Annotated in this window: 14 protein-coding genes; 9 read left to right on the top strand and 5 right to left on the bottom strand. The window is 59.1% G+C overall.

The features are described 5' to 3' along the window. Positions 1-31: 31 nt before the first annotated feature. Both SLH49_RS19880 and SLH49_RS19875 read right to left on the bottom strand, forming a co-directional pair. Positions 32-3181 carry an efflux RND transporter permease subunit gene (locus SLH49_RS19880; RefSeq protein ID WP_320270895.1) on the bottom strand — a complete coding sequence of 1050 codons (3150 nt, stop codon included), beginning with the start codon at positions 3179-3181 and terminating at the stop codon, positions 32-34. A gap of 3 nt (positions 3182-3184) precedes the next feature. After that, complete coding sequence (locus SLH49_RS19875) at positions 3185-4267, bottom strand: efflux RND transporter periplasmic adaptor subunit (RefSeq protein ID WP_320270894.1); 1083 nt, start codon at positions 4265-4267, stop codon at positions 3185-3187. A gap of 70 nt (positions 4268-4337) precedes the next feature. Here SLH49_RS19875 and SLH49_RS19870 point away from each other — a divergent pair, with 70 nt between their 5' ends. After that, a complete protein-coding gene (locus SLH49_RS19870) occupies positions 4338-4970 on the top strand; it encodes a TetR/AcrR family transcriptional regulator (protein WP_320270893.1) in 633 nt (210 codons plus the stop codon). A 14-nt stretch (positions 4971-4984) separates the two neighbouring features. Here SLH49_RS19870 and SLH49_RS19865 read toward each other — a convergent pair whose 3' ends face one another. After that, positions 4985-6319 carry an amidase gene (locus SLH49_RS19865; protein ID WP_320270892.1) on the bottom strand — a complete coding sequence of 445 codons (1335 nt, stop codon included), beginning with the start codon at positions 6317-6319 and terminating at the stop codon, positions 4985-4987. 44 nt (positions 6320-6363) lie between these two features. Between SLH49_RS19865 and SLH49_RS19860 the strand changes: the two genes are divergently transcribed. Continuing rightward, positions 6364-7611, top strand: a complete 1248-nt coding sequence (locus tag SLH49_RS19860) for a UbiH/UbiF/VisC/COQ6 family ubiquinone biosynthesis hydroxylase (RefSeq protein WP_320270891.1) — start codon at positions 6364-6366, stop codon at positions 7609-7611. A gap of 352 nt (positions 7612-7963) precedes the next feature. Here SLH49_RS19860 and SLH49_RS19855 read toward each other — a convergent pair whose 3' ends face one another. Continuing rightward, a complete protein-coding gene (locus tag SLH49_RS19855; RefSeq protein WP_320270890.1) occupies positions 7964-8857 on the bottom strand; it encodes a LysR family transcriptional regulator in 894 nt (297 codons plus the stop codon). A 122-nt stretch (positions 8858-8979) separates the two neighbouring features. Between SLH49_RS19855 and SLH49_RS19850 the strand changes: the two genes are divergently transcribed. Together SLH49_RS19850 and SLH49_RS19845 are read left to right on the top strand one after the other, a co-directional pair. Further along, the gene (locus tag SLH49_RS19850; protein WP_320270889.1) at positions 8980-9864 is read left to right on the top strand and encodes an SDR family oxidoreductase; all 885 of its coding nucleotides are present in this window, start codon (positions 8980-8982) and stop codon (positions 9862-9864) included. 69 nt (positions 9865-9933) lie between these two features. Beyond that, entirely contained in the window at positions 9934-10773 is an 840-nt protein-coding gene (locus tag SLH49_RS19845; RefSeq protein ID WP_320270888.1) for an SDR family NAD(P)-dependent oxidoreductase, read from the top strand. Between the two features lie 107 nt (positions 10774-10880). Here SLH49_RS19845 and SLH49_RS19840 read toward each other — a convergent pair whose 3' ends face one another. Continuing rightward, positions 10881-11300, bottom strand: a complete 420-nt coding sequence (locus SLH49_RS19840) for a hypothetical protein (protein ID WP_320270887.1) — start codon at positions 11298-11300, stop codon at positions 10881-10883. Between the two features lie 329 nt (positions 11301-11629). Between SLH49_RS19840 and SLH49_RS19835 the strand changes: the two genes are divergently transcribed. From SLH49_RS19835 to SLH49_RS19815, 5 genes are read left to right on the top strand one after another with little or no spacing between them, the layout of a single operon-like run. Continuing rightward, on the top strand, positions 11630-15466 hold the full coding sequence (locus tag SLH49_RS19835) for a DUF4132 domain-containing protein (RefSeq protein WP_320270886.1): 3837 nt from the start codon (positions 11630-11632) through the stop codon (positions 15464-15466). Then, positions 15460-16551 (top strand): AAA family ATPase, encoded by a 1092-nt coding sequence (locus SLH49_RS19830; RefSeq protein ID WP_320270885.1) that lies wholly within the window; start codon positions 15460-15462, stop codon positions 16549-16551. Before SLH49_RS19835 ends, SLH49_RS19830 begins: the two co-directional genes overlap by 7 nt. Beyond that, a complete protein-coding gene (locus SLH49_RS19825; protein ID WP_320270884.1) occupies positions 16544-18928 on the top strand; it encodes a DUF5682 family protein in 2385 nt (794 codons plus the stop codon). The genes SLH49_RS19830 and SLH49_RS19825 overlap by 8 nt, the downstream gene beginning before the upstream one ends. Next, positions 18925-20037: a VWA domain-containing protein gene (locus SLH49_RS19820; protein ID WP_320270883.1), complete on the top strand. Its 1113-nt coding sequence runs from the start codon at positions 18925-18927 to the stop codon at positions 20035-20037. Before SLH49_RS19825 ends, SLH49_RS19820 begins: the two co-directional genes overlap by 4 nt. Beyond that, positions 20034-21989 (top strand): SWIM zinc finger family protein, encoded by a 1956-nt coding sequence (locus SLH49_RS19815; RefSeq protein WP_320270882.1) that lies wholly within the window; start codon positions 20034-20036, stop codon positions 21987-21989. The genes SLH49_RS19820 and SLH49_RS19815 overlap by 4 nt, the downstream gene beginning before the upstream one ends. Positions 21990-22562 lie beyond the last annotated feature (573 nt).

The raw sequence follows: 22562 nt of genomic DNA, 5'->3' as shown, positions 1-22562 counted from the left end.
GGGAGGAAACGCGCACCGCTGCACCGCGCTGCTATTCTGCGGCGATTTCCTGTGGGCCATGCGCAGGACCCGGAACGTGTCGCCGCCCCAGAAGACGCAGCAGAGCACCTGATTTTTTCTGGCCTGCGCGGTTGCGCTTTTCTTCCCGCCGCTCTTTGCGCAGATAGGTGTGATAAAGGGCCGGCACCCCGATCAAAGTAAGGATCGAGGCAAAGCCCAGGCCCGCCATGATCGCCACCGCCATTGAGGCAAAGAACGCATCCGCCAATAGCGGCACCATGCCCAGGATCGTCGTCGCCGCAGCAAGAATGACCGGGCGCAGACGACTGACTGAGGCGGCTACAATCGCCTCCGATTGCGGTTTACCCTCTTCGATCTTTTGCGCGTCAATTTCCTCCACCAGCACGATGGCATTCTTGATCAGCATGCCAGAGAGGCTGAGAAGACCCAGAAGTGCGGTGAAGCTGAACGGCAGATTTGTGTAAAGAAGGCCGAATCCGACACCGGTGACGGCCATCGGCACCACTGTCCAGATCACCGCCGTCTGGCGCAGCTTACCAAAAAGCAGGATGGTGATTAGCAGCATAGTGCCAAAGGCCAACGGCATCTGGCGGCCAAGACTGGCCTGTGCGGTGGACGCGCTTTCAAACTCACCACCCCATTCAAAACGATATCCCGGAGGAAGCTCCATCGCCTCAATGGCGCTGCGCACCTCGGCAAAGGCCTGCGGCGGCAGCACATCCGGCACCGTAAAGGCCTGCACGCTGATCGTGTTGACGCGATCCCGGCGCTGGATCAGCGTGTCGCGCGCGACAACGTGAAAGCCATCGGTTACCTGGGCCAGTGTGGTGTATCCTTGCGTGCTGGGCGCATAGACAGGCTGGTCAAGAAGCACGCCATCGGGCGTCTGATCGGCCGCTGGCGTGCGGATCACGATTGGGATCAGGCGGTCATTTTCGCGGAATGTACCCGCGCGAATACCGTCCGTGCCAAGCGCGATGGCCTGGGCGACATCCGAACGCGATATCCCCAAGGCCTGTGCGCGTTCAACGGCGTAGATTGGCTGCGTCGTCAGTTCGCGTTCGCGCCAGTCGATCCGTTCAACCATGAGCAAATCGGTCTGCGTCTCAAAGATGCGCTGCGCCTCCATAGCAAGCCCGCGCAAGACATCCGGATCAGGGCCCGACAGGCGCACCTCGACATCCGCCCCCACAGGCGGGCCATAGATGATCTGCTCTACCCTCGTTTCGGCCCAAGGGATCGCGCGACTTGTAAATGCCGTCAGATCATCGCGGAGCGCCGGGATCTCGGTGTGATCGTTCACGCGAATGACCAATTGACCAAAGGAGGGATCGGGGTCCGCTGGGGTATAGGTCAGCATGAACCGCGTCATGCTTTGGCCGATTGTCGTCGTGACCGCGGCCACGTCTGGACGCTCCAGCAACCAGTCCTCGACAATTGCAAGGTCATCCGAGACCGAGGCGATGGAGCTGCCTTGCACGCCTTTGTAGTTGAGGTAAACCAAGGGGGTGGTCGCTGGCGGAAAGAATTGCTGCTTCACACCGCCCATTGCGCCAACACCGGCGACTGTGGCACCGATCAGCCCGATGATGACCAGCCAGCGCACCCGCAAACTGGCCCGGACGACGCCAGCATACATGCGGAAGAACAAGGTGTCGTAGGGGTCTTTGGCATCCGTGGCGGTTTCTGTTTTGAAGAAGTAACTCGCCAGAAGCGGCGTGACAGTGACCGCGATCAGCCATGACAACAAAAGCGAGATGGCGATCACCGCAAAGAGCGAGAACAGGAACTCACCCGAACTGTCAGGGCTCAGCCCGATGCCCGCAAAGGCCATGATCCCGATGATCGTGGCCCCCAAAAGCGGTGTCTGCGTGCGTCGTGCCACATCGGCAGCGGCATCGATGGCCTTGCGCCCGCGTCGCATCTGGATTTGCATGCCTTCGGCGATCACGATGGCATTGTCCACCAGCATGCCCATCGCGATGATCAGCGCACCAAGGCTGATCCGTTCGATCTTGATGTCAAAGATGTTCATGAAGAAGAAGGTGAAGCTGACGGTCAGCAAGAGTGATCCTCCAACGACCACCGCCGCACGCCATCCCATGAAAAGCGCCAGCACACCGATCACGACGCCAACGGACATCGCGAGGCTGCCAAGAAAATTCTGATTTGCCGTGTCGACAACCCGGTGTTGTTCGTAGATCGGCTGCAGTGTCACGCCCGCTGGCAAAAGTGGCGCAATGGCGTCCAACCGCTCTTCCACCCGCTGCCCGACCGAGACGATGTTTTCGGAAGTCAGGCCCGCGACACCAATCGTGAACGCCTCTTGCCCGTTATGCCGGATGATGTGGCCGGGGTCGCTGACACGCCCGCGATAGACCTGCGCGATGTCGGTGAGGTTGATCACCTCGCCCTGAAAGCCAAAGGTCAGGGCGCTGATTTCAGACACGGAATCGTCCGGGGCAGGAGCGTCCACACGCAAGTCCCGCCGTGCGTCATCAGCCGTTCCCGTCGGCACAATCGTATTGGCATTGGCAACGGCACCCAGAATGACATCCGGCGGCACCCCCAAGGCAGTCAGCATCGCACTCGATGGTTCGACAAAGACAGCCTCTTCCGGCAATCCAAGAATCTCGGCATTGGCAACGCCATCAACGGCCAAAAGCTCTCGCCGCAGGAACGTACCAATCTCCCAGATATCGCTGTCGGCATAGCCCGGTGCCGTGACCGCATAAAGCAGGCCAAACACATCGCCGAAACTGTCGTTGACGACAGGCGCCAATGCGCCTTGTGGCAGCGCTGGTACGGCATCTGCAATCCGGTCACGCATATCGTCCCAGACCTGGGGAAGCTCTGTTCCGTCATAGGTGTCCTGGATCGTGACCTCGATCACAGAAAGGCCGGGCGTGTTGGCAGATGTGACAAAATCGATCTCGTCCATCTGCTGGATTTCCGCCTCAAGCACTTCGGACACTTCCACAGCCACTTCGGCTGCGGTGGCGCCGGGATAAGGCGTGATGACAAGCGCCGATTTCAGGGTAAAGACGGGGTCTTCCAGCTTACCGACGCTCAGATATCCCGCCGCGCCGCCAAAGAGGCAGAACAGGATCAAGAGCCAGGTGTAAAGCGGGTTCAGGATGGCGAGGCGGGCGATTTGCATGGATCACTCCCCCTCAACAATCAGACCGGCATAGCGCGCCAGCGGCATGTCGGGGCCAATCAGATGGCCACCCAAAGCCACAATCTCTGTCCCGGGCGCCACGCCGGAAATGCCGAGGTCAACGCCCGTGGTGGAGTGCACGTCGACCGGAATGAATTCCGGCAACAGACCGCCATCCCCTTCCTGCAATCCCACCACCGACGCAGCACCGTCTGGCCCGGTGATGACCGCCGTTGCCGGAACCGGGATAATGTCGTTTGGCCGCGCAATCCGCGCCGTCACAGTGACCGTCTTTCCGGGCAGCACGCGGACCGGAAGATCACCGGCCACGGCCAGCGATATGGTGTAGCTTTGCCCGACCGATCCGGTCTCTGCCGCAATCTCGCGAAAGATCAGAGGGACCGGGTCCGTTTGACCGGGCAACACGGCAGAGAACAACACCCCCGCCGGATCACCGACTGCCGTCAGCAGGCGTTCGGGCAAATCAAACTCAACCCGGATCTCGGACATGTTGTGCAAACGCAAGATCGGTTGGCCGGCGGCGACATTGGTAAAGGTCGACACCATCCGGTCAGCGACAATGCCATCAAAGGGTGCACGCATCTGTGCATCGGCCAGCGCCTCTTTGGCATCGCGCAGCGCGACTTCTGCCAGATCGCGGGCCGTCTCGGCATCCTGGGCCTGCACGTCGGATGTCACGTTGCGCGAAGCCAGTTCGGCCAATCGTCCAAGATCGCGTTCGGCTTGCAGCAATGACAGTTCCGCCCGCTCGACGGCCCGTGCAAACGGTCCCAGATCAAGACCCGCAAGCGCCTCACCCTTTGCCACAAACGTCCCGCGCGGCGCGTCGAGCATTGCAAGATAGCCGGGCACTTCAAATGAAAGATCCGCAGTTTCAAGCGCCGCGATGCGTCCGAAGAACTGGCGCTCCTGCGTCACGCTTGCGGACCCGAGAACCATCGTACGCACAAACAGTGGGGGCGCCTCTTTCACTGGATCTGGCATTGGCTCTTGCGCGGCGACAATGCTACCCAAAAGGCAGAATGCCAGGGTTGCTGGGATGAGGGCAGAGACTTGCATCGGCATGGCGGGCTCCTATCTGTCGTTAACCGACCGTTCGGTAGGGAAACTAGGAGGACTATTGGAAGGGTCAAGCATGAATATGGAAATCGCAGGAGCGGAGACACGTCGGGACGAAATCATTCGCATTTCCACGCAGCTTTTTCTGGAAAACGGTTTTGCTGGCACTTCGATGAGCAAAGTGGCCCAGGCCTGTGCCATGACAAAGGCGAGCCTCTATCACCATTTCACCGGGAAGGATGCGCTCTTTATCGCTTGTGTGACAGATGGTTATGCGCCTGCGCTGGATGATTTGCGCGTGCTTGGGGCTGACACGTCTCTCGACCCGGCAGACCGGCTGCGCGCGGCAATCAGGATACTTTACGACAAGACAATCCATTCCGATGTGGGCCGTATGTCGCCGCTGATTGCCGAGGTATCACGCGCATTCCCGAACGTCGCGCGCTCTTTTCATCAAGACTACATCGCCCCCCAGCAAGACATTGTCTGGCATATGATCGAGGATGGTCAGGCACGCGGCGTCTTCGAGGACGTCGATCAGAAAGCGTTTTTTCACCTCCTCTTCGGCCCCATTGTCACCCTGTCGCTATCGCGCGAGATGTTCACAAGCTTTGATGATCTCGACGATCATTTTCCCGTAAAGCCATTACGAGATGCTCATATCGACGCAATACTGGCCCATCTTGGAGCAACGGTCCCGCCGCCGTAGTCGCGGCATCTGACCTACTCTGCCCGAAGCACCTTCTCCGCTGCCGCACAGACCCGCAGCAGCGCGGCCTCATCCCCGTTCTGTCCGTTGAACATGATCCCGCAGGACGGAACGCCGGTAGGCAACGTGATCGCGCAGACATTCATCAGGTTGGCCACCCGCGTATTGCGTAAGGCGAGCAGGTTCTCTGATTTGTAGTAGTCATCATCATCCAAAAGCCGCTGCGCATTGGGTGGCAAAATCGGTGCTGTTGGCAGGATAACGGCATCGAATTGGGACGTCTCAGCGGCATATTCCTTGCGGATTTGCCGCAACAAGTTCCAGCCTGCCACATAATCCGGTCCCGTCACGGTCTGCCCGCCCCGGACCCGTTCCAGAATTTGCGGAAACATCTTCTCGGGATGGGCCTCGACCAAATCGCGCCACCAGCCATAGCTGTCAGCAGCGTAAAGATTGCCCGCCACGTTGAACGCATCAAAAAGCTGCGCAAAAAAGCGATGCTCGATTTGTGCGCCCGCCGCGCGCAGCTTGTCCACCGCCCCTTCAAAGGCTGCACGAGGCGCATCGCGCACATCCTCCGGCACAATCGTATCAAGTACCATCAAGCGCAAACCATCAAGGCGGGACGCCGTCAGATCAGCCGGTTTCTCTCCACCAAGTGCTGCCATCAGTAAGTTCGCATCCTCGACGGAACGACAGAGCGGACCCACCGTATCAAAGGTCAAGCAAAGCGGTACAACACCATCGAGAGACAGCTTGCCATGGGTCGTCTTCAACCCCACCAGATCGTTCCAGGCGGAGGGGATGCGGACAGACCCGCCGGTATCAGACCCGATCGCCGCAGCCGCCAAACCAAAGGCCACCGACGCACCCGCACCAGAGGATGAGCCGCCCGGCACCGCATCTTCGTCATTTACGCAAGGCGGTGTCGCGGTGATCGGGTTCAGTCCCAGCCCCGAAAACGCGATCTCCGACATGTGCGTCTTACCCAGACAAACGAGCCCCGCCGCCGTTGCGTTTTTGAGCACCTCTGCGTCATCCTCAGGTACCCGGCCCGCCATCAGCGCCGTGCCCGCCTCAGTGCCGATACCGGCGGTATCAAAGAGGTCTTTCCACGATACCGGCACCCCGTCCAAAAGCCCCCGCCGCATGCCCGATTTCGCGCGAAGACTGGCTGCGGCCGCCTCGGCGCGGGCTCGTTCATGGGTAACACGCGCATAGATGCGGTCGCGATGCGGATGTGTATCAATCGCCTCTAGAAAATGGTTGGTCAGCGCCACCGGATCAATCTGCCCTGCCCCGATCGCGCGACCAAGATCTGCGGCCTTCATCCAGCGCCAATCCTGCATGTCTGTCTCCCATTGTTCGCGCGACCCTAGCGGCCATCAGGCGCATGGACAATCCCGCGCGGGCGCGCATATTGCAGGCCATGGAAAACGATCTGATCATCGTCGGTGGCGGGCTGAATGGCCCCGCTCTGGCGCTCGCAGCAGCACAGGCCGGATGCAAAGTCACCATCATCGACAGCTTGCCCGTGGATCGCCGCAAACGGCCCGATTTCGACGGACGCTCTTATGCTTTGGCACTGGCCTCGATGCGACTTTTGCGCGGGATCGGCGTCTGGGACGCCATCAGCGAGAACGCCCAGCCCATGCGCGAAATCAAGGTGACCGATGGCCGTGCGGGCGAAGGGCCAGGTGCCTGGATGATGCATTTCAACCATGCCGAGATCGAAGAAGGGCCGATGGGCTATATGGTCGAAGATCGCCATCTGCGCCGGGCTTTTCTTGATGCCATGGCGCAAGAGCCGCAGATCACGCATCTTTCGAGCGAAACGGTTGTTTCTCAGGAAGTTGGTCCTGCAGAAGCGCGTGTGACCCTGCAAAGCGGCAAGACCTGCGCTGGCACGCTGCTGATCGGGTCGGACGGGCGCCAATCTGGTACGGCCGCGCGTGCCGGGATCAAGCGCACCGGTTGGGGCTATGGCCAGAAGGCAGTTGTCTGTGCCATCGCCCATGAAAAACCGCATGACGGCATTGCGCACCAGTTCTTCATGCCAGCAGGCCCCCTCGCTATTCTGCCACTAACCGAGAACCGCTCGTCCATCGTGTGGAGCGAGACAGATGCTCGCGCGGCGGAACTTGCCGCCATGAATGACGCGGATTTCCTGACCGCGCTCCGCCCCGCCTTTGGCAGCTTCCTGGGCGAGATCAGCTTGACCGGCAAACGCTTCACCTACCCGCTTGGCCTGACGTTGGCCAACAGCTTCGTCGCGGACCGTGTAGCATTGATCGGAGACGCGGCGCATGGCGTGCATCCGATTGCCGGACAGGGACTGAATGCGGGCCTGCGTGACGTCGCCGCCTTGGCCGATGTGCTGACCGAGGCACGCGGACGCGGTGAGGATATCGGCAGCCCACAGGTTCTTACGCGCTACCAACAATGGCGCAGGTTCGACACGGCGACACTTGCCATGGCGACCGACACATTCAACCGCCTGTTCTCAAACGATAACCCTCTCTTACGTGCGATCCGAGGTTTTGGCATGGGCGCCATCAACGCAGCGCCCAGCCTGCGCCGGGCTTTCATCCGTGAAGCTGCAGGGCTGACGGGCGATTTGCCATCGCTCATGCGGGGATAAGAGGATATTGGGTTTCGACTATGCGGGACAAAGCGATCTTTCATATGGATCGTTAAAACTCAGCTTTGAAGTAGTTTGAGGCACGGTCTAGAACGCACGTCCATTTGAGCGGACTGTTACCGAAATCACCCACAATGGCGGTAAAGCGGAGCCGAAAAGGATAGTCGCGATGCCAAAAAGCGCGGTCGAGCCAATAGGTGTGTCAAAGATAACGGAAGGCCGCTATCGCGGACGGCCCGAAGCCGACATCCGACACATCTCTCGAATGCTGCGTTGGCAGCCCGCATCGCCGCCATTCGCTGTTCCAGCAAATTCCGTCGTTAGTTGAATGAGCGGACTGCGGATAAGGGACTTACGTTGCATCGCCCGACAAGAGATTGGGGATCAGTTCTTCTGCGAGGGTGGCAACAGCATCAACGCGCGCGATCCGGCGGGTGCCTGGACGGAACGTCAAATAGACAGAGTATGGCCGTGAGACGTGATTGGGCAGGCAGCGCACTAGTTTTCCGCTGGCCAAAGCGTCCTCAAGCATAAACTCCGGTAGGTAGGCAAAGCCCTGCCCCCGCTTTGCGAGGTCCAGTAAGACGGAAAAGCTCCGTGTGGCGAAAGGTCCATGCACCTTGATGGTCGACACCCCGTCACCAGAAAAGAAAGTCCAATTACTGCTGGCAACATCGCCTCGGAATGTCAGACACGGCTGTTCCCTGAGATCTTCTGGTGTGTTGATCGTCGATTTGGCAGCCAGCTCAGGCGAAGCAACGACCCAGCACCGGAAGCTTCCCAATTGCTTTGCGACCAGTCGGTCATCGTCGAAAGTACCGATCCGAAATGCGAGGTCGGTGCTTGGATCCTGCATGTCTTCGAAATCATATGCGGGGCGCATGACCAGTGTGAGATCAGGAAAACGTTCCTGGACGGCAGGCAGAAGGACCGACGCGATGACGGAGCCGAACTCTGCTGTCGCAGCGAAGTTTACCTGGCCAGAGACATTGCCACCTTCCTCGCGCGCGATGTCATCAAGCAGATCAATGTCCGCCAGAATAGACTGGATGCGCTGGTTCAGGCGGACACCGGTCGGCGTGAGCTTGACGGACCGCCCGCTGCGTTCGACCAGTTTTACACCAAAATACTCTTCCAGTCGTGATATATGCCGGGACACGCCGGACTTCGCTATACTAAGATGATCTGCCGCAATGCTGATCCCACCGAGACGTGCGACGGCGTGAAAACTGACCAAGGCCGGCATACCAATTGTTCTAATGTCTGCAACCATTAGTTCAATTTGATATGTCTGTTGCTTTGTATTGGCAATCTCTAATTTCCTGTCATCGCAAGGCCCGATGGAGGGCCGCAATCAGGAGAGACGAAATGAACATACTTGTAACAGGTGCCAGCAGCGGATTTGGAAATCTGATGGTGGCAGATTTGGTAAAAGCCGGACACCGCGTCGCCGGGACTGTCCGTGACCCCGAGGGGCGCAACAAGGACGCTGCGCAAACCTTGCGCGATCTTGGCGTTGAAGTTGTCGACATCGACGTCACGGACGATGCATCTGTTGAAGCTGGCGTGGCCGCAGCAGAAGCTGCTCTCGGACACATTGATGTGTTGGTTAACAACGCAGGTGCCGGTGCCCATGGTTTGCAAGAAAACTTCTCGGGCGATGACTTCCAGCGCATCTTTGACGTCAACGTCTTCGGTGTGCAGCGGATGACGCGGGCTGTTCTGCCTGCAATGCGGGCGCGACAATCGGGTCTCATTTTGAACGTCACAAGCCTTCTTGGCCGCGTGACTGTTCCTTTCCTCGGGCCTTATAACGCCGCGAAATGGGCCGTCGAGGCGCTGAGCGAAAACTACCGCTGGGAACTGAGCCAGTTCGGCGTCGACGTTGCTGTTGTCGAACCCGGAGGTTTCCCCACAAACTTCTTTGCCAACTTGATCCAGCCATCGTCTAGTGATCGCGACGCAAGCTATGGCGAGTTTGCTGGTGCGCCGGAAGCCATGCTCCAGAGCATGGGGGAGTCGCTTGCAAATAACCCACTGCAGGTACCGCAGATCGTGGCGGATGCGGTGCTTGAGGTTATCGAAACGGCGCCTGGACAGCGCAAGCTCCGCAAAGAGGTGGACAAGAGCGGCATGGCCGAGCCCGTCATTCCCATGAATGTTCAGGCGGAAAAGGCGACAGAAGCGCTCTTCACCGCTTTCGGAATGGAAGGCATGATGAAGCTGAAAACCGATATCGCCGACGCGGCCTGATATCACTAGGCAGGCCTAGCGTGTGTCTGGGCCTGCCAAATTAACGTTCACACAGGAGGAACCTCGCCCATGACACATCCTGCATTCAACTCAGATTCCGTGGCCGTGATCACCGGAGGTGCCTCGGGTATTGGCCTCGCCGCCGCCACGAAGTTCGCCCGCATGGGTATGCGCATCGTCGTTGTTGACCGTGACGCGGAAAAGCTGGCAGAGGCGGCTGAGAAGATAAGCGCAGCTGGTGCGACCGAGGTTATGACCTCCGAGGCTGATGTGAGTGATCGTGCGCAGTTGGCGGCACTGGAGCAGCAAGTGACCGATCGCTTTGGCGGGACGGATATCTTGATGAACAACGCTGGTGTCGGTGGGAAATCCTCGACCATCGAAGACGCCGCTCCATGGGAGAAGATGCTTGGTATCAACCTCTGGGGACCGATCCATGGAACACAAGTCTTTGCCCCAAACATGATCGCGCGCGGCAGGCCCGGAGCGATTATCAACACCGGGTCCAAGCAAGGCATTACAACGCCGCCGGGCAACCCGGCCTACAACGTCTCAAAAGCGGCTCTGAAGGCGTTTACCGAGGCACTCTCCCATGAGCTAAGAACTGGCCCGGGGCATCGGATCACGGCGCACCTTCTGGTTCCCGGATTCGTCTATACCGGCATGATCAGCGCCCCTGAAAAGCCTGCCTCCGCCTGGACTGCTGAGCAAACAATCGACTTCTTTGTCGACAGCGTGAACCGTGGAGATTTCTATATCCTTTGTCCGGACAATGATGTCTCGCGCGACATCGACGAAAAACGCGTCGCGTGGAGTGTTGGTGACGTCATCGAAAACCGACCTGCGCTAAGCAGGTGGCACCCTGACTATAAGAAGGCCTTCGAGGCCTTCATGGCGCAAACCAACTAAGCGCCAACCCCACAAAATCAAATCGCTAACTGAGGTCCGTCCGGCAGCCTAACGGCATGCCGGACCTTTGCCCTTATACGACATGCAATTGTTCAATCGAATGGAACTTAATGTTTCTGAGGCAAGTCTTGTTGCAAAAAAAACACAATCATCAGTCTTGAGAGCACAGCAACCAATTGGAGAAACCCAATGACTTCTTTGTTCAAAACAGTCAGCTTCGGTGCATTGATGCTTTCAACCGCAAGCGTGGCGTTAGCGGATGGCGTCACGTTGGAAACGCGATAGATATGGCCGAGCTGCTTCCATTCCGTCTGGGATCCGAGTTGCCGCGTCAGTTCGGCCTTATCGCGCACGGACATCCGCAAGACGGCCTTTGAATCCGCAACGGCGGGGCTGTTTGACAGCTTCAAGCCAAGGATACTGCGACTTGCAGTACCGAATGCGACGCACAGCGCGTGCCGCATGCAATGCAGCTCGGCTGGGGGTGCTTGATGTATTCCGCGCGCAGCTTCTTTTGCTTCGGTCATTTGATCACAATCATTGATGTTCGGTATCGATGTTCATCAAGGTGAAGATCTGGCGGACGAGATCACATCGGCGTTTGACGATGAAGTCGCCTATGTCCACTTCCATAACACACGAAATCTGGCTGCTTTGCAGCTTCTACGTAAGCGTTCAGCATTATACTATGGATATTGGAACTGTCGCGCCAATCCATTTGTCCCTTAGCCGCCTAATTGTAAGGGTAAGGCGGTTCTTGACGGATTTGACACTCAATTTGAGATCTCGCGGCCATTCATTGTCGCAGAGTCAGTACTAGGCGACCAAGTCATGCGGTCTCAACCCAGATTTGCCAATGATTTGGAATGGCCCAAAATTTACATATTGTTTCCAACTGAACCACAATTTCGCCAAAATGTATTTTCATCACAAACGCGCGAGATTTGAGCGGGAGAGACTCATGATTGGAAAGTTGTTCCAAGGATTTTTGTCCAACGCGTCATCAGGCACAGTAGCCAACATCATCACTCGCGACCTGAAGCGTCTGAACAACGTCGAAAAAGGCATGGGCGACCAGGCGATTAAATACGTCCTGACCGGCGAATCGGCCACAGTACTCTCGACTCTCTCGGTCAAAGGTGGTGGCGATCAAATCCATGTTTGCGGCACGCGGTACCAGTCATTTGGCGACAACGACGTGCACACCAAACGCCCCGGTCTGTTCCTCGACAATGACCCTTACGAACTCGATTTGCTGGCCCGTTATGCCCAAGCTCTTGCGGCCTGCTGCAAAACCTTGCCCGGCCACGCCATTGGCACGACCAAATCCTCACCCGCCTTACGCGTGCTGTGCTCAGAAGCGTTCCAGGCGGCGATGCAAGACGTCCGACGTTGGCCGCCGCAACCGCGAAAGAAACCGATCAAGGGCCTCAGCGCTGATCGCTTGATCCAGGTCACCAAAGCGCTCAACGCCAAGCTCGAAGACCTGTTCGAACTGCTGTTCTGGGAAACTGGCCCGTACGAGCGAGTTAAGACCGAACTGTACCGCGCATGCGTCGACGTTACTCCGTTGATACAGCAACACTCCGATGCCGCCTTTGCCGGTGTCGCACGCTGTACCGCGCCGGGGCGAACGGCGTTCCTCGTGCATCTCGCAAAACACGACATGGCAAACGCCGAACCATTCCTCGGTCATGTCCTCGCGCAAACCAGCGACAGCGCTAAATCTGTGCGCGAAGCCGCCCTCGCCGCTTTGAAAAAAGTTGATGCCACGCTCATCGAAACTCATGCGACTGAGCAGCTCTCATCTGGCAAAGTCATCACCCGCGCGGCCATGGTCGATTTGTTGCTCAGCATCGACACCGACAGTGCTCGCGCCGCCCTCGAAGCGCACGCCAAAATCGAAAAAACCGCCCGCGTCAAAGCCGCCATCGAAAATGGCCTGTCCGTTTCACAAGTCGCGGCGCAGCTGGAACAAGACCCTGACGACACGAGCGGATACAGCGCCATCGATGGCACCCGCGTTGCCATCCCGGGTTCAAGACCCATCAACTATGATGAGCCCGCATATAGGCTAACCGCCGTCGACAAGCGGGGCTTCGTCGACGCGATCAAGAATGAAAATGAACGGATCGAGCAATACAACCGCGAAAACAAGGGCCAAAAATATTTCTTTAAGCAACACAAGCTCTCGCCAAACCTTGCCGACCTCGCCGCTGATTTCTTGAGCATGAAAAATGGGCTTAACCAGTCGCGCCGATATCAGATTACGAATTTCCTCGACCATCGTTGCCGCGACCACACCAAAAGCATCATCGCGAAAATGCCCTTGCATCAAAGGATGACGCTGGGCTTCAGGGCGACGCACTCTGTCGCCTATTGGTTCAGCCCATGGGCGGCAGGCACCTTTTCCGAAGTTTTTCAGGAATACCTTGGCAACCCCGGCGCGGATCTGCGCACGGTTGAAGAGCTTTGGATAAAGACTGAACAAGAGGTCACCATTGGCGGCTGGCGAAAAAACGTCACCCGGCCGGCGCAACGGGGCGACATGCTACGTGTCCTAATCCCAGACGAAGGCCATTGGGGGCCTGAACCCTCGGATGTACCCACACATGCGCTTTGGCCCTATGTGGCCGAAAACCTGAATGTTCTCGACGAAGCCTTCGGTTCAGGCGCTAACGCGGTCGCACTAAGTCGGGTCGGCGCGGTGTCTTGCATTGCCGCCCTTCCCAAGGTGCCGCTGCGTTGTTTAGGGCCGTTGCTCGATATTGCGACCGGCGAAAAGAAAGCCGGCAAAGCCGAGGCGCGCAAGCTCCTTTCCGACGTGCCGGAAGTACTTGATCGTTTGATAGCCCTTTTGGATGACAGTCGGCAGGCCATTCGCGCCGGCTCCGCAGAATGGATCGGGCAGCGTGGCGACACGCCTGCTGTCCCCGCGCTCAAGAAACGCCTCAAAAAGGAAAAAAGCGAGGTTGCCAAAGCGGCCATCCTGACTGCTTTGCAGCAATTGGGCGAACCACTGGACGATTACGTTGGCCCCGCAGCATTGATCCGCGAAGCCGAGGCGGGCCTAAAAAAGGCTAAGTTCGACAAGCTCGACTGGATGGGCCTTGATGCACTGCCTGCCGCCAAGTTCAAGAACGGCAAAGCGGTGCCTCAGGATGTGCTGCTTTGGTGGCTGTTCCTCGCAAACAAGCTCAAACAGCCGGGCGGCAACGCGCTCTTCGAGATTTTTCTAGACCAGCTCAAACCCGACAGCGCTGAGGCCTTTTCGCAATGGGTTTTCGACAGTTGGGTCACCTATGACACTACTGTGCCCTCCGATGAAGAAGCGAATGCCCATGCCGAAAAAAATGCCGATCGACGATTCAGGGAATGGAAGCGCTGGATCGAAGACTACACGCGCGAAAGGGCATTCGCCGATCTCCGGCGCGAGATCAAAAGCAATTACCTGAACAGCGGCGCGGCCACGAAAGGTATTCTGGGCCTTGCCTCGCGTACACCCGCCACCGTCGCAGCCGATCGCGTTCGCGGCTACCTGCGCAACCACGGGTCCCGCACCTCGCAAGCCTCTTCGCTTCTGGACGTGCTGGCCAACAAGGGCGATCCGGTCTCTTTGCAAGTGGTGATCGCGGCAGCCACGCGGCTGAAACAAAAAGGCGTGCAGGCCTATGCGGGCACGCTGATCCAATCGGTCGCCGACCGTATGAACTGGACGATGAACGAGCTTGGTGACCGCGTCATTCCCACGGCTGGGCTTGACGATGACGGCGCCCTCGACCTTCCATGTGGTCTGGACGAAAAGCTCTACTGCGCCACACTCGGCGAAGACCTAACATTTGTGCTGAAAAACCCAGATGGCAAAGTGATCAAATCGCTCCCCGCTGGAACGGACGACCATACCAAAGCGTCGAAAAAACAATTTTCAACTTCAAAAAAAGAACTGAAACAGGTCGTCTCCATGCAAACTGGTCGCCTATATGAGGCGCTTTGTGGTGCGCGTAGCTGGGCGGTGGAAGACTGGCAACGCGATTTCCGCGATCATCCCGTCATGCGCCGCCTGACCGAACGCTTGGTTTGGCAAGGCCTCGACGCTGACGGGGAAGTTCTCACCGCCTTCCGTCCGACGGCCGAAGGCGAATACATCGACAGCGAAGATGCGGATGTTGAGCCGACCACCTTTGCCGCCGTCCGCATCGCCCACGGCGCCATGATGGCGGACGCCGACGCCAAGGTGTGGGAAGCGCACCTTAAAGACTACGAAGTCAAACCGCTCTTCATCCAGTTCGGTCGCAGCCTAATGCGCCTCGAAGCAGATCAGGCCAACAAAACCCTGATCGAAGACCGCAAAGGTTGGGTGCTGGAAACCTTCCAAATCCGCGGCGTGGCCACCAAGCTGGGCTACGAACGCGGCGCAGCGGAAGACGGCGGCTGGTTCTACGAATACCGCAAAGGCTTCACCGGTGTCGGCTTGACCGCCGTGGTCTCCTTCACCGGCAACTGGCTGCCGGAAGAAAACCGCCCCGCCGCGCTGATTTCGCTGGGGTTCGAGAAAGACACATCGCGCATGCGCCAAACCGTGCCCCTCAAAGACGTCCCCGAAGTACTGCTGTCCGAATGCTGGAACGATTTCCACGCCATGGCCGAAAAGGGCAGCTTCGATCCGAAATGGGAAAAAACCTGCCAATGGTAGACCAGATCCAACGTGCGCCCGCCGAAGTACGCTATGCCGCTGAACTCATTCGCCTGACCGAGGCCGACAAAGACCCGAAACCAAACGGTTGGAACCTGTCGCCCAAAGCCGTCCGCCGTTTTATCCTGGGCGACAACGCGCTTGACGTGAAACAGAAATTCTTTGGTGACGACCCCTTGGTTGACCGTTGCATCGTTTCGCTGATGGGGCACCAGGGCCTTATGCTGGTTGGCGAACCCGGCACCGCCAAGTCGCTGCTCTCCGAACTGCTTTCGTCTGCGATCAGCGGTACCTCCAAACTGGTCATCCAAGGCTCGGCTGGCATTATCGAAGATCACCTCCGCTATGGCTGGAACTACGCGCTGCTGCTGGCCGAAGGGCCTAGCGAACGCGCGCTGGTCGCGTCCCCCATCCTCACCGCCATGCGCGAAGGCCGCATTGCCCGGATCGAGGAACTCACCCGGTGCGCCCCCGAGGTGCAAGACGCCATCATCTCGCTTATGTCGGAAAAAACCGTTTCGATTCCAGAACTTGGCGCCGAAGTGGAAAGCCGCGCATTGCCCGGCTTCAACCTAATCGGTACGGCCAACCTGCGCGACCGCGGTGTGCACGACATGTCCAGCGCCCTGAAACGCCGCTTCAATTTCGAAACCGTGCACCCTATCGCCGACGCCGCTTTTGAGAAAGACCTGATCGACAAGCAGGTCACCGAACGCATGGCCGACGGCCCGATTTCGCCCGATGTGAATGCCGACGTGCTCGACCTTGTCGTCTCGGTCTTCCGCGACTTGCGCACCGGCAGAACCGCCGACGGTGCTAGCGTCGCGGTGCCCAACAGCGTGATGTCCACCGCCGAAGCGGTTAACGTGACCCACGCCGCGGCGCTCGAAGCGGCTTACCTCGACGACGGTAAAGTCACTGCGGGCCATATCGCGCGGCAAATCGGTGGCGTGGTTTTCAAGGACGATCCGGAAGACGCCCGCAAGTTCCGCGCCTACGTCGATCAAATCGCCAAACCGCGCTCGCGCACTTCGCGCACATGGTCGGCATTCTACGGCTCGGCTAAAGACGCGCTGCGTGACTGAGCATCCGTCATTCGAAGCGATTGCCGACGCTCTGTTCCAACCAAAGCGCGGCATTTATGTGGTACCCATCAGGCACCATTCTCCGGCCTGCGCCTGGTACCTAAAAAAACTCATCGCCGAGATCAAACCGAAGCGGGTTCTGATCGAAGCTCCGCAAGACTTCGCAAACCAGATCCCGCTGCTGCTCGACAAGGCCACACGCCCGCCCGTTGCCTTGGTGTCGCTGGTCGATCCGAAAGGCGATCAACCCCGCGTTGCGGGCTACTATCCCTTCTGCGGTCACTCGCCTGAATTCGTCGCCCTGCAAGACGGTCATGCCATTGGGGCGACACTTGAATTCATCGATGCCCCCGCCGCCGACAAGGCGATGCGCCTTTCTACCGATGCAGCCGAACCCGTGGCGTTGGCCAGCGAGGCGCACTTCAACACCGGCGATTACATCAAAGCTCTGGCCCGCCACACAGGCTGTCGCGACGGATTCGAACTGTGGGATCACTTGTTCGAAGCGCGCATTGGTGGCGACGATTGGCGCGCCTTTTTCTGCGACACAGGCATCTATTGTGCCGGTATCCGTGCCGCAACGTCCGAGGCCGAAATCAAGGCGACAGGGGATGCCAACCGCGAGGCGCACATGGCCCGCGCAGTCCGCAAAGCGCTCGAAGAGGGCGGTCCGGTTGTTGTCATTGTTGGCGGCTTCCACGCACCTGCGCTCGTCGGCGACCTGAAAGACATTCCAAAGACCGAAAAGACCGAGGACAAAGCCGAAAGCTATCTCATCCGCTATGGTTTCCGCGCGCTCGATGCGCTCAACGGCTATGGCGCGGGCTTGCCACAGCCCGGCTATTACCAAGCGCTTTGGGATCGCACAGCCGAAACGCAGGATTGGCGCGGCCTTGCCATCGATCTTTTGTCCGACTTTTCAAACAAGCTTCGCGACGATGGCGCTATCGTCGCGCTGCCAACCCAAACCGAAGCCATCCGAATGGCCGAGGCACTGGCCCACATGCGGGGGCGCCCCGGCGCAATGCGGCACGACTTGATCGACGGTATTCAAGCCGCCTTCATCAAAGGTGAAACCTCTGGCCAAGATGCTATTATCACCGATTTCCAGGCGTTCCTTTGCGGCGATGATATGGGTGACGTGCCCGCCTCTGCAGGATCGCCCCCGCTTGTTGAAGACGTGCGCCGTCGTGCCAGTAACCATCGTTTCGATATCTCCGACAGCGCCCAACGTCGTCGCAAGCTCGACATTCGCCGCAAGGATTTCCACCTTGACGCCTCGCAATTCTGTCACGCCCTCAGCCTTATCGGATCGCCGTTCGCCGGGCGCAACATCGGGCCTGACTACATCACCGGGGCGCGCACGGAACTGCTATTCGAAGAATGGCTCTATGCCTGGTCGCCGCAGGTAGAAGGCCATCTGATCCAAAGCGCCGTACTGGGCGACAGCCTGCCCACTGCCTGTCTTGCCTATCTCGCGCGCGCGCGTGGCGCGCTGATCGGCGACGGCAAGGCCCGCGATCTGCCCGAGATGGTGACGCTTCTGTCGCGCGGCCTTCTGGCCGGGTTAGGCGAACGGCTGGCGCCGTTCGCAAGTGACCTCGCGGGAGACATCGGGAACTACGGTACGTTCTCCACCGTTACGCAGGCACTGCAACGGTTGATGTTCCTACAACGCTCGTCGGGGCCCCTTCGCGTGCCCGCGAAGCTTGATCTGCAAGGCGTGGTCGAAACGGCGTACAGGCGGTTGGTCTATCTCTGCGATGAACTGCCGCGCACAACCGAAGAACAAGTCGCCGACCGTCTCGATGCCCTCCGCCTGATCACCGAGATATTGCGCGGTACCGACTATGCGGGACTGGACCGCGACTTGTTGAACGACGCGCTTGATCGTGCGGCGGACGAGATCACCGAGCCGGTGATCCTGGGCGCTGTCCTCGCAGTCTGCGTGCAAGCGGGCCTGCGTCAGGCCGACGAACTTGTCCGCGCAGTCGAAGGGCGCTTGACAGGCGTCAGTCTAGATCTGCCCGCCCGCATCGGCGTGTTGCGCGGCATCCTGCACAGCAGCCCGACGCTCATCCGGCACGCCAAGGGTCTGCTGCCTGCCGTCGATACGTTCCTTTGTGGCCTCGACGCCGAAGAGTTCCTAGAACTCCTGCCGCACCTGCGCCTCGCCTTCACCGCGCTCAACCCACGCGACACCGACCACCTCGCCGAAGAGCTTGCCCGCATGCACGATATTCAGGCCGGCCAGCTGCTTTCGACCTCCGACACGATCAGCGAAGCCGATCTTACCCGCGCGCTCGCCATCGAGCAAAAGCTCCACGCCAGCCTGCAGCAAGACGGTTTGACCACCTGGATTGGAGGTGCGTCATGAACGAAGGTACACGCCGCTGGCGCCTGACGCTCGGCCGCTATTCCTCGAACAACCTCGGCGGCCTGTCCGGCAAAGACGGCCAAATGGACAACACGCTCGAGTTCCTCTACGGTCGCGAATACGACCGGCGTGGCATCGAACGCGATCGCGGCCCGGGCTCGCTTGATCCAACGCAAATGCGCCCGCTGAAATGGCTCGGCAAGGCCCGCAGCCTGTTCCCCGACAGCGTCTATGAAACACTGCAAGGCCACGCGCTGGATCGCTACGACCTGACCGACCTGTTGAAAGACCCGAAGACCCTCGACGAACTTGAACCCAATCAGGACATGCTCAAGGTCCTGCTGTCGTTCCACAACCGCGCCGACCCAAAGGTGCGCGACAAACTGCGCCAGATCGCCAACCGCGTCATCCGCGACATCATGGAACGCCTCCACCAAGACGTGAGGCGGGCCTTCTCGGGCCGCAAGAACCGCTTCCGCCGCTCGAACATTCCGTCTGCGGCCAACTTCGACTGGCGCGCAACGTTGCGCGAAAACCTCAAAACCTACGACCCCGAAACTGGCCGTATCATCGCCGAAACGCTCCGCTTCAACAGCCGCGAAAAACGCCACTTGCCGTGGACGGTCATCCTCTGCGTCGACCAATCGGGTTCGATGACCGACAGCATCATCTATTCGGCCGTGATGGCTGCCATCCTCGGCGGCCTGCCCGGTGTCACCGTCAAAATGGTGCTCTTCGACACCTCGGTCATCGACGTCTCCGATAAACTGACCGACCCCCTAGATACGCTGCTCTCGGTGCAACTCGGTGGCGGCACCGACATCGCGCGGGCCACAACCTATTGCGAAGACCTGATCACCGATCCCAACCGCACCGTCTTCGCCGTGATCACCGACTTCTGCGAAGGCGGCTCCCCAAGGGCGCTGCTGGCCTCAATCGCACGCATGGCCGAGGCGCGCGTGCGTCTTGTCGGACTGCTTGCACTCGACGAAGGCGGCGCACCATTCTACGACGAAAAAATTGCAGGTCAGGCGGCGGCCCTCGGCATGAATGTCGGCGCCATGACGCCCGACAAGTTTGCAAAATGGCTGGCCGAGATTATGTCATGACTCTCGCCGCCCTCCTCGATACTCACGACGAAAGCGCGCTTGCCGCACTGGCCTCGGTCGGTCTGGTCCGCCGGGCAAGCCGCGACCTCGAAGCCGGCAACTTTCAGATCACCAGCCGTGACGACACACAGGCCAAGGTGACAACAGGCGACCAAACCGTCGAACTGAAGGGCCCCTCACTCACCGACGCAACCTGCACCTGTCCCGCCACCGGCATCTGCCGCCATGTGGTATTGGCTGTCCTTGCCTTGCGTGCCAATGAAAGCCTCGCGACTGCACCCGACGATGTACCCAAAAGAACGGCTCACGATGATTTAACGAATCTCACCGAAGCGGCTTTGCGCAAATTTGCGGGCGTCGATTGGGACAAGGCCCTGACCCAGGCCACGATCAGCGTTGAAGGCACGGTAGTCGAAGATGGCACAAACCTCAGCGTGCAATTGCCCGACACCGAAATGCCGGTCACCTTCCTAGCCGGGCTTGGATTGAAAGGGGCGGTGTTCAAAGGGCCAAAGTCGACCAAGCGCCGGGTCGTCACCGCCGCCGCGCTGCTGGTGCGAACGCAGTCCGGCACGCAAAAGCTTGATGATCTGGCCCCTGCCAGCGCCGAAGCCGGACCGCTTTCGGTCGACTTCTTGCAAGACGCACGCGCAGCGGTCGAAACGCTAGTTTCAGGTGTCTTTGGCGGTGGCTCGTCCGTCGCAGAAGAGGCAATGTTCGATATAGCCATCTCGGCCCGGTCCCAAGCTGCACCCCGTCTGACTGGTTTGATGCGCACCTTGGCGCGTCAGGCGCGACAGGCCCGCGACCATCACGTGCGCTATGACGATGTCACCTTTCTGACGCTTTCGGCAACCACCTGCGCCTTGATCCACGCGCTGGAAGCTACGCCGCTTGACTCTGAACTTACAGGCGTCGTGCGCCGCAGCTACTCCGATCTGCCAGAAACGCATCTTCTGCCACTAGCCGCTGTCAAGTGGCAGTCGGCGACGGGCGCGCGCGGGATGCGATTGCACATCTTCGTGCCGGAGGAAGGTCAATGGTACAGCTCCGGCCAAGCCCGCGGGGCAGGAATGGACCCGACCTTTTCTCCATCGGCGGCCTATCAAGCTCCACTTTGGATCGCCGGAACCACGAAGTCATTAATCGGCAAGCATGTGACGCTCAGAAACGGGCGAACCAGCCCGGACCGTTTCCTGCCGATGGATCATGGGCAGGCTGAAATCATCACGGGCGCAGGAAATGCAGCCGAAACACTTGCGCAATGCGGCGCCTTGTTCGCGAATTTTGCAGCGGCGCGTGCTGATCTGACCGCACGCTTGCCCACGGGCCTGCGGCAAGCCGGTCGCGCCGTGCCGATTGCCCTGCGTCCTACGTCATACGGCGAGGCCAGCTTTGACGATATCGCGCAGCTTTATCGGCTGCCCATCGTTGGCACCGACGGCAGCACATTGGAACTGACCCTGACCAGTGGCGACGACGTGAAGTGGCTGACGGTACAAGCGAGCCGGGTGGAGTGCTTTGTCTGCGAGGCAACTTTTACCAACCGGCAGCTAACGCTTGCGCCAGTGACGGCTTATTTGCCCCGCACCAATGACAAACCGCAAAACATCTGCAACCTGACTTTGGATAGTGAACGCCAACGCGCCAACGCGATGGCTATCAGTGGCCGCGCATGGTCGCTACTCAAAAACACCATTACCGGGGCGCCGACCATGGCCCGTGATCCAATCGAAGATCTATCCATTCAGGTTTTGGAAGGGATTGCCGAGATGTTAAGATTTCATGACCCCTCAGTGCTGGCGAAGATCTCCCGCAAAAGCGAAACGCTCGGTCTGACGGGTCTGGCATCTGCCATTGAAAAGACTGTCGAAACAGGAAGCGTCGCCGATAGCTTGCGCGCAAGCTATATCGCCGCCGAGGTCAGTCACCTCGCCACAGTCACGGCCTGAACTTCACTGGATATGCTCAATGCAGGGGCTTTGATCCCGAGAATGTGTCCTCCGACAAAGAGAGACCTGATCTCGGAGCTAGAAATCCGGAACCCAAGGTGCGGACCTCATCAAGGCCTGGTTGGCAAAATCGGCCGCTGATCATAGGCCGTGCGAGGATGCGCATCGAATTTGATTATCAGCACTGTAGCCACGACTGCAGCATTTTCGTTTCTTTGTGAATGTCGGCTAGGGGGCGCATCATCCCAGCAGGCCGTGAGTGGCGTCCCGCAATCATCGCAGCAGACAAAGCCGCGCATTGGGCAGCCAGCATTGATGTCCTTAAAGGCAGGCGCACGCGCACCATCCTCGATCCGTTGTTGGTTCAGTTCATAGGTTTCGAACGAGATCGGACCCTGATGGTGACCCTGGCGCAGGGCGACGTCCCATTCGGGGCTTTCGATCTAACCCGCAAAGTGGATGCGGGGTCATCAGGCGGATGATCCGTTCAAGAGGACGTGGTGTTTATAGGCAACAACCTCCTCATCAGATGGCAAGTCACCGGGATCAATGGCGTCGCGACGTACCAGTTGC

This window comes from Cognatiyoonia sp. IB215446, assembly GCF_033963825.1.
Taxonomy (GTDB): domain Bacteria; phylum Pseudomonadota; class Alphaproteobacteria; order Rhodobacterales; family Rhodobacteraceae; genus Yoonia.
Note: the sequence above shows the minus strand (reverse complement) of the source record. Positions and strands in the feature narration are given on the sequence as shown.

Excerpts from the sequence above, each read along its gene's own strand:
- SLH49_RS19845 (WP_320270888.1), top strand. The coding sequence starts at position 9,934 with ATGACACATCCTGCATTCAACTCAGATTCCGTGGCCGTGATCACCGGA.
- SLH49_RS19880 (WP_320270895.1), bottom strand. The coding sequence starts at position 3,181 with ATGCAAATCGCCCGCCTCGCCATCCTGAACCCGCTTTACACCTGGCTC.
- SLH49_RS19850 (WP_320270889.1), top strand. The coding sequence starts at position 8,980 with ATGAACATACTTGTAACAGGTGCCAGCAGCGGATTTGGAAATCTGATG.
- SLH49_RS19875 (WP_320270894.1), bottom strand. The coding sequence starts at position 4,267 with ATGCCGATGCAAGTCTCTGCCCTCATCCCAGCAACCCTGGCATTCTGC.
- SLH49_RS19820 (WP_320270883.1), top strand. The coding sequence starts at position 18,925 with ATGAACGAAGGTACACGCCGCTGGCGCCTGACGCTCGGCCGCTATTCC.
- SLH49_RS19835 (WP_320270886.1), top strand. The coding sequence starts at position 11,630 with ATGATTTGGAATGGCCCAAAATTTACATATTGTTTCCAACTGAACCAC.
- SLH49_RS19860 (WP_320270891.1), top strand. The coding sequence starts at position 6,364 with ATGGACAATCCCGCGCGGGCGCGCATATTGCAGGCCATGGAAAACGAT.
- SLH49_RS19855 (WP_320270890.1), bottom strand. The coding sequence starts at position 8,857 with ATGCCGGCCTTGGTCAGTTTTCACGCCGTCGCACGTCTCGGTGGGATC.
- SLH49_RS19840 (WP_320270887.1), bottom strand. The coding sequence starts at position 11,300 with ATGACCGAAGCAAAAGAAGCTGCGCGCGGAATACATCAAGCACCCCCA.
- SLH49_RS19865 (WP_320270892.1), bottom strand. The coding sequence starts at position 6,319 with ATGCAGGATTGGCGCTGGATGAAGGCCGCAGATCTTGGTCGCGCGATC.
- SLH49_RS19815 (WP_320270882.1), top strand. The coding sequence starts at position 20,034 with ATGACTCTCGCCGCCCTCCTCGATACTCACGACGAAAGCGCGCTTGCC.
- SLH49_RS19830 (WP_320270885.1), top strand. The coding sequence starts at position 15,460 with ATGGTAGACCAGATCCAACGTGCGCCCGCCGAAGTACGCTATGCCGCT.
- SLH49_RS19870 (WP_320270893.1), top strand. The coding sequence starts at position 4,338 with ATGAATATGGAAATCGCAGGAGCGGAGACACGTCGGGACGAAATCATT.